4 protein-coding genes are annotated in these 2,908 nt (G+C 60.8%); 1 reads left to right on the forward strand and 3 read right to left on the reverse strand.

Annotation, left to right across the window (positions count from 1 at the left end; translation table 11 throughout):
• Window positions 1-293 precede the first annotated feature (293 nt).
• Window positions 294-593, forward strand: a complete 300-nt coding sequence (locus tag Q319_RS0123005; protein ID WP_029484718.1) for a hypothetical protein — start codon at window positions 294-296, stop codon at window positions 591-593.
• A gap of 407 nt (window positions 594-1,000) precedes the next feature.
• Here Q319_RS0123005 and Q319_RS0123015 read toward each other — a convergent pair whose 3' ends face one another.
• The 3 genes from Q319_RS0123015 to yidD all read right to left on the reverse strand — a co-directional run bounded on the left by Q319_RS0123015 (window position 1,001) and on the right by yidD (window position 2,772).
• A complete protein-coding gene (locus Q319_RS0123015; protein WP_029484720.1) occupies window positions 1,001-1,645 on the reverse strand; it encodes a M14 family metallopeptidase in 645 nt (214 codons plus the stop codon).
• 198 nt (window positions 1,646-1,843) lie between these two features.
• Entirely contained in the window at window positions 1,844-2,200 is a 357-nt protein-coding gene (locus tag Q319_RS28920) for a hypothetical protein (protein WP_245619449.1), read from the reverse strand.
• Window positions 2,201-2,481: 281 nt separating this feature from the next.
• Window positions 2,482-2,772 carry a membrane protein insertion efficiency factor YidD gene (yidD, locus tag Q319_RS26680; protein ID WP_081846269.1) on the reverse strand — a complete coding sequence of 97 codons (291 nt, stop codon included), beginning with the start codon at window positions 2,770-2,772 and terminating at the stop codon, window positions 2,482-2,484.
• Between the last annotated feature and the right edge of the window lie 136 nt (window positions 2,773-2,908).

The raw sequence follows: 2,908 nt of genomic DNA on the forward strand, positions 1-2,908 counted from the left end.
ACAGAAGGTACTCTCGCCAATCGGTGGCAAAAGTGGTTCAATGAGTTCCCACTGGGCATCCGTGAGGTCGCTGGGATAGAGCGGACGATCCATCAGGACAGCCTAGCAAATTCACTCTCCCATAGGCTTCAAACAGCCTCTAAACCCTACCAACATCACTGCGACGTTGACGTGGATTAAGCGGGGCGACTGGGAGGGAAACGCGGCATGATGGATGGCCGCACCTCCTCTTGCCCTACCCAGTCTTGAGCCGCCTCTCAACTTCCCCTGACATGCCGGGTCCATGCTGAGGCATGACCAAGGATGATCCGACGGGTGAGCGCGACGCGCTGCCCATCAATCCCACGCTGACGCCGCACCTGAGGCCGGGCACAGAGCATCCCAGTGCCGGGCATCAGCCCGCCGGGCAGGGGCCAGCACCCGAAAATCTGGATACGCGGCCCGCTTCGGGTGCGCCTGTCCCAGACACCCACAGCACGGTACTGGACGCGCAGGAGGTCGAGCACATGATGGGCGGCGGCGACGCCTCCATGACCGAGGCGAATATCGCCCTGGAGAGCGCCGAGGGCATCGATCCCTATACCGGGGACTGATGCATATGCTCGCCCGTTCCGGCCAGTCGCGGCTCTTCCGCATCCCGCGTGCACGAGGTTTTCTCATGCGCTTCAGGCCAGCAGAATTCAGGATCTCAGCAGGGCGAACTTGGCCCGCCTGTACATCTGCCGTTTCAGCAGCTTGACCCGCGTCACCTGGCCTTCCACCTGGCCATTGCCCCAGGAGGAAGTCACGGCACCCATGACCGCTGACAGATCTTTCCCAATACCGGAGGGCACCAAAAAGCGGGGGCAGCACCGACCTGCAACGATTTAGCAACACGATGGGCGTGTTGTATTCGACTCCCCCAGTAACGCTTCCCTGGATCACGTTGCTCCTCGCCCCCGGAATCTGGTGCCCTCCTTTTGAGCCTGTTCTGGATCTACGACGCTTGATGATCCTGCCCTCACGCCTCAGATGGCTGCTCGGGGAGGTGATAAGTGTGTTCCAGCCTGGGGGTCTCCAGTGACTCGGTGCCGCGATCAACGACGCGCCCGCCCGCGTACCGGGCCACGCTCGTCAGCGTCAAGTGCCAGTTCTGGCGCTGCACAGCGTGAATGCCAAGAAGGTAAGCCAGCCGATCAAAGTGCGAACTACTCCGCAGCAGCGATTCGATCTGGAGGATCATCCCTCCTGTCTGCGCCCCTGGATAGACGCGGAAGTCGGTGGTGCCCGCCTCGGGGTGCAGCCGCAGGGTGCGGGCGCGGAAGCCTAGGGGATCGACATGTTCGATGATCACCCGCCCGCGCCGAATCAGGAACATCAGAATCCATAGGCGGTCTCCCTGCCGCACCGGAGGCACCGGGTGATCCAGCCCCCGGAACCAGGTGAGCCACTTCGGCGCGTGTTGAGGCAGATGGTTGCGCCAGTGCTCGGCAATTCTTTCAGCAGGATGTGTTGAACCCTCGATCTCCACCCAGTAGCGTCGGCGGGTCAGCGGTCCCACGCCGTCCTGCGGGGTAGAAGGGCGTAGAGGATCGGACGGACCTTTGAGGACGACGGCGGCAGCCAGAACAGGGAGCGCCAACAGCAGGGGAAAGCGGTAAGACACAAAAACCTCCGGGGTAAGGGACGTCAGAGGTCTAGAAGATATGGACCAGACGCCGCCTTTGGGCTTCTCCCCTGTTCATCAAGCAGAAAGAAATGCCCACGGAGCCTTGTCATGTTCGTGGACCTGCAGAGCATGACACGAGACGAATTCATCCTGCTCATGTGCCCGGCTGCTCCCTCATCTAAGAACGCCACTCAATCACGTCAATACGGTTTCATCGCGGCGCAGTAAGGCGATCTGCTGCGGGTCAGCGCTGACCTGGGCACGGCCCTTGAGGTACAGGTCATGCATCACCTCTCTACCGAAGATGCGGCTGAGTCGGGCGCTGTTCAGCTCAATGGTCTGTTCACCGCCTTGCTCAACGATGATGGTCAGGCGGACCACGTTGGTAGTGCCAGGGACCCAGCGGCACAGCAGTTCCTGCACGGGGACGGGCTGAACAGTGGCCCAGGGAGTGAACAGGATTGAGGGTGCCAAGCCGCGTGACTCGGCGCGTGCAACCTGTGCCAGAACGATGGGTCTGGGCGGGGCAGTCAGGAACTGAGAAGTGGTCATAGAGGAGCCTCCAGCGATAGCAGACAGGTCAACGTTCTGAGTTGATGGAGTGGTCACCCTCAATTTAACTGATGCGTTTCTGATGATCGGGAGAGGGCACCCAATCGACGTTGATCAAAGCATCATGAACGCCCGCTGAGCGTGCGTTTAGCGAAGGTCCACGAGGCGCGATCGAGAGAATGCTGACGCTCGCTCAATACGTGGCGCTGGGCTCCGTTGAAACTGGGACAGATTCGGCAGAGCGGTCATCTTCAGGCATGGGTATCCCCAGAAAACAAATTTTAACCGCAGCGGAAAGGGATGGGCAGCGGGCCGCAGCAGCACACACCCCGCAGACGGGCACCCCCGGTCATCTGGACAGGAAGGTGGCCGTAAGCCTGGCGACAGGCGGCAAACTGAGCGGTGATGGCTGGGCTTCCCAGCCCCTGTTCCCCGATGATCCGGGCGATGGCCACAGAACACGACTCCCCACCGTAGAAGGCCGCGTGCGCGCATCGAAAGCCTTTGAGGGGCGAGAGCCAGCGTTGGTACAACACAATCCCGGCCAGGGCAGAGGCATTCAGAACAGACATGCCCCGAGTTTAAACGGGCGGGAAGTCGAAGCAGTTGAAGAACTTCAGTACCGGACAACTTGCGTTTAAGTGGCGCTGGGTGCGGAGAAAGGTTGATTTAAGAGGCCGAAGTATATTTCGGCCTGTGGGTGATCCC

The organism is Deinococcus marmoris DSM 12784 (genome assembly GCF_000701405.1).
In the GTDB taxonomy this organism is placed as follows: Bacteria; Deinococcota; Deinococci; order Deinococcales; family Deinococcaceae; genus Deinococcus; species Deinococcus marmoris.